This is a genomic window from Streptomyces durocortorensis, from assembly GCF_016901035.1.
In the GTDB taxonomy this organism is placed as follows: domain Bacteria; phylum Actinomycetota; class Actinomycetes; order Streptomycetales; family Streptomycetaceae; genus Streptomyces; species Streptomyces durocortorensis.
This window is the reverse complement of the sequence record NZ_JAFEUF010000410.1, coordinates 1-3,294: the sequence shown is the minus strand read 5'-3', so window position 1 is coordinate 3,294 and position 3,294 is coordinate 1. Positions and strand designations below refer to the sequence as shown.

2 protein-coding genes are annotated in these 3,294 nt (G+C 70.0%); both read right to left on the bottom strand.

The genetic code is table 11. The features are described from left to right. Positions 1–299 precede the first annotated feature (299 nt). Positions 300–1,784: an amino acid permease gene (locus JS521_RS34700; protein ID WP_205086846.1), complete on the bottom strand. Its 1,485-nt coding sequence runs from the start codon at positions 1,782–1,784 to the stop codon at positions 300–302. Positions 1,785–1,904: 120 nt separating this feature from the next. Beyond that, positions 1,905–3,294, bottom strand: a 1,390-nt coding sequence (locus JS521_RS34695; RefSeq protein WP_205086845.1) for an amino acid permease, incomplete at its 5' end; no start/stop codon positions are given.

Here is a 3,294-nt window from a genome sequence, read left to right as displayed (position 1 = left end):
GGCGGCGACGGCGGGGGCGGCGGCCGTGGCGGTGACGGCGGCGGTGGCCAGGAGGATCGAACGACGCCTGGGGGCAACGGACATGACGGCTCCTCGGGTGGGTGGAGCCACCACGGAAGCGAGGGCGGATGACGGCCCGGCGTACGGCACCCGGCCCGGCGATGTCCTATTGGTCACGGGTACACGCCGTACCGGAACCGCACACCGGAGCGCGAGACGCCGAAACGCCGGGCTCCGCCCCGATCGTACGAGGAGGAGCCCGGCGTTCGTAGAGGCCGTGCGGGAACCGCTGCGGCGGTCTACCGCTGCCGCTGCGCAGGGACCTCGGCCGCGGTGCCGGTGCCGTCACCCGTCCCCGTGCCGTCGCCGGTGCCGTCGTTGCCCCGCCGCCGCTGACGCAGCAGGCCGAGGCCGATCAGCACCACCGTCAGTGCCCCGGTGGCCAGCAGCTGGTCCCGGGTGTCCGGCTGGCGCAGCATCAGCAGGAAGATGCCGACCATGGCCGCGAGGGCGACGATCGTGCCGACGGGGAAGAACCACATCCGGACGACCAGTGTCTCCGGTGCCTCCCGCTCGTTGCGCCGGCGCAGGATCAGCTGCGAGACCGCGATGAAGATCCACACGACCAGGATCACCGCGCCGATCATGTTCAGCAGCCAGGGGAAGACGTCGTCCGGGCGCCAGTAGCTGAGCAGCACGCACAGGAAGCCGAAGACCGAGGAGAACATCACCGCGTTGCGCGGCACCCCGGAGGAGATCTTGCCGAGCACGGACGGGCCCTGGCCGCGGGCGACCAGCGAACGGGCCATGCGGGACGCGCCGTAGATGTTGGCGTTCATCGCGGAGAGCAGGGCGATGAGGATGACCACGTTCATGATCTGCGCGGCGCTGCCGATGCCCAGGTGGTCGAGCATTGCGTAGAACGGTCCGACCTCGGCGACCTTCGGGTCGTCCCAGGGGACCAGCGTGACGATGACCGCCATCGAGCCGATGTAGAAGACCGCGATGCGCCACATCGCCGTACGGACCGCCTTCGCGACGCCCTGCACCGGGTTCTCGGACTCGGCCGCCGCGATCGTGACGGTCTCCAGACCGCCGTACGCGAAGACGGAGGCGAGGAGTCCGATGATGAAGCCGTCCATGCCCTTGGGGAGGAAACCGCCGTCACCCGTGAGGTTGGACAGGCCGGGCGCGTCCGTGTCGGGCAGCACGCCGAAGATCGCCAGCAGGCCGAGCACCAGGAACAGCGTGATCGCGATGACCTTGAGCGCGGCGAACCAGAACTCGAACTCGCCGAAGTTCTTCACGGCGGCCAGGTTCGTGCCCAGGAAGATCACCATGAACAGGGCGACCCACGCCCACTCCGGGGTTCCCGGCAGCCAGCCGCTGACGATCTGCGCGGCGCCGATGCCCTCCAGGCCCACCGCGACGCAGAGCAGGAACCAGAAGGACCAGCCCGCGGTGAACCCGGCCCACGGACCGATCGCCCGCTCGGCGTGCACGGAGAAGGAGCCGGACGCCGGGTTGGCGGCCGACATCTCGCCGAGCATGCGCATCACCATCATGACGAGCAGCCCGGATATGGCGTACGCGATGATGATCGAGGGTCCGGCGGCGGCGATCCCGGCGCCCGAGCCGACGAAGAGACCGGCGCCGATCACTCCGCCGAGGGCGATCATCGAGAGGTGACGCTGCTTGAGGCCGTGGGTGAGCGCGGAGTCCGCCGAGGGCCCTGCGGGGGCCGCGGAGTCTGCGGTGGGGGGAGACGCGGAGGTCCGAGGCATGGACGAGCTCTGTTCGTTAGCTGAGACAGGGGACGAACCCACAGTCTGGGCATCCGTACCGCTCACACGGAACGGCTGTCCGCTATACGGTCACCAGGCTCACACAAGGTGCACACGCGCCTACCGATCGGTGGATACCGAGGGCTCCCGAGGGGCTCCGCGGTCACGCCACTCACGCGCCACCGCCACCAGCAGCACCAGAACCGTCGCCCCCGCCGACCACAGCACCTGCGGCCGGGCAGCGTCGTCGGTCAGCATCAGCAGCAGCACGCCCAGCAGCCCGGCCAGCGTCACCCAGGTCAGATACGGGAACCACCACATCCGCAGGGCGAGCGCGTCGGGGGCCTCCTGCTCCAGCCGGGCGCGCAACCGCAGTTGGGACGCGGCGATCAGCGCCCAGACGAACAGCAGGACCGCGCCGACCGAGTTGAGCATGTAGAGGAACACCGTGTCGGGCCACAGCAGATTGAGCACCACGGAGACGAAACCGAAGGCCACCGACGCCAGCACCGCCCGCCTCGGCACACCACCCGTCCCTTCCTGAGCGCCCCCGCCCGACACCTTCAGCAGCCCGCGCGGCGCCTCCCCGCGCTCCGCCAGCGAGAAGATCATCCGGGAGGACCCGTACAGATTGGCGTTGAGCGCGGAGAGCAGCGCCACGAACACCACGATGTTCATGATCTGCCCGGCCGACGGCACCCCGACGGCGTCCAGCACCTTCACATACGGGCTCAGCCCGGCCTGCTGCGCGGTCCACGGCAGCACGGCCACGATCACCAGCATCGATCCGACGTAGAAGAAGAGGATGCGCACCACCGCGCTGCGCACCGCCCGCCCCACCGCGCGCGCCGGGTCGTCCGTCTCGGCGGCGGCGATGGTGACGACCTCAAGACCGCCGAAGGCGAACACCACGGTCAGTACACCGGAGACGACCCCGCTCCAGCCGTTCGGCAGGAAGCCCCCTTGCCCGGTCAGGTTGGTCATCCCGACCGGGTCGGTGTCCGGGAGCAGGCCGAAGACCGCCAGCCCGCCGAGCACCAGGAACACCACGATCGCGCCGACCTTCAAGGAGGCGAACCAGAACTCGAACTCGCCGAAGTTCTTCACCGCCGTCAGGTTCGCCACGGTGAAGACCACCATGAACAGCAGCACCCATGCCCAGGGTTCGACGCCGGGCACCCACCCATGGGCGATCTGTGCGGCCGCCGTCGCCTCCACGGCGAGGACCACCACCAGCAGGAACCAGTACAGCCAGCCGACGCTGAACCCGGCCCACCGGCCGAGCGCCCGCTCCGCGTGCACGGAGAACGAACCGGAGGCGGGCATCGCGGCGGACATCTCGCCCAGCATCCGCATCACCAGCATCGCGAGCGCGCCCGCGATCAGATACGAGACGACGATCGCGGGCGCCGCCACCGCGATCCCGGCGCCCGAGCCGACGAAGAGACCGGCGCCGATCACTCCGCCGAGGCCCAGCATCGTCAGATGGCGCTGCTTGAGCCCGTGCGAC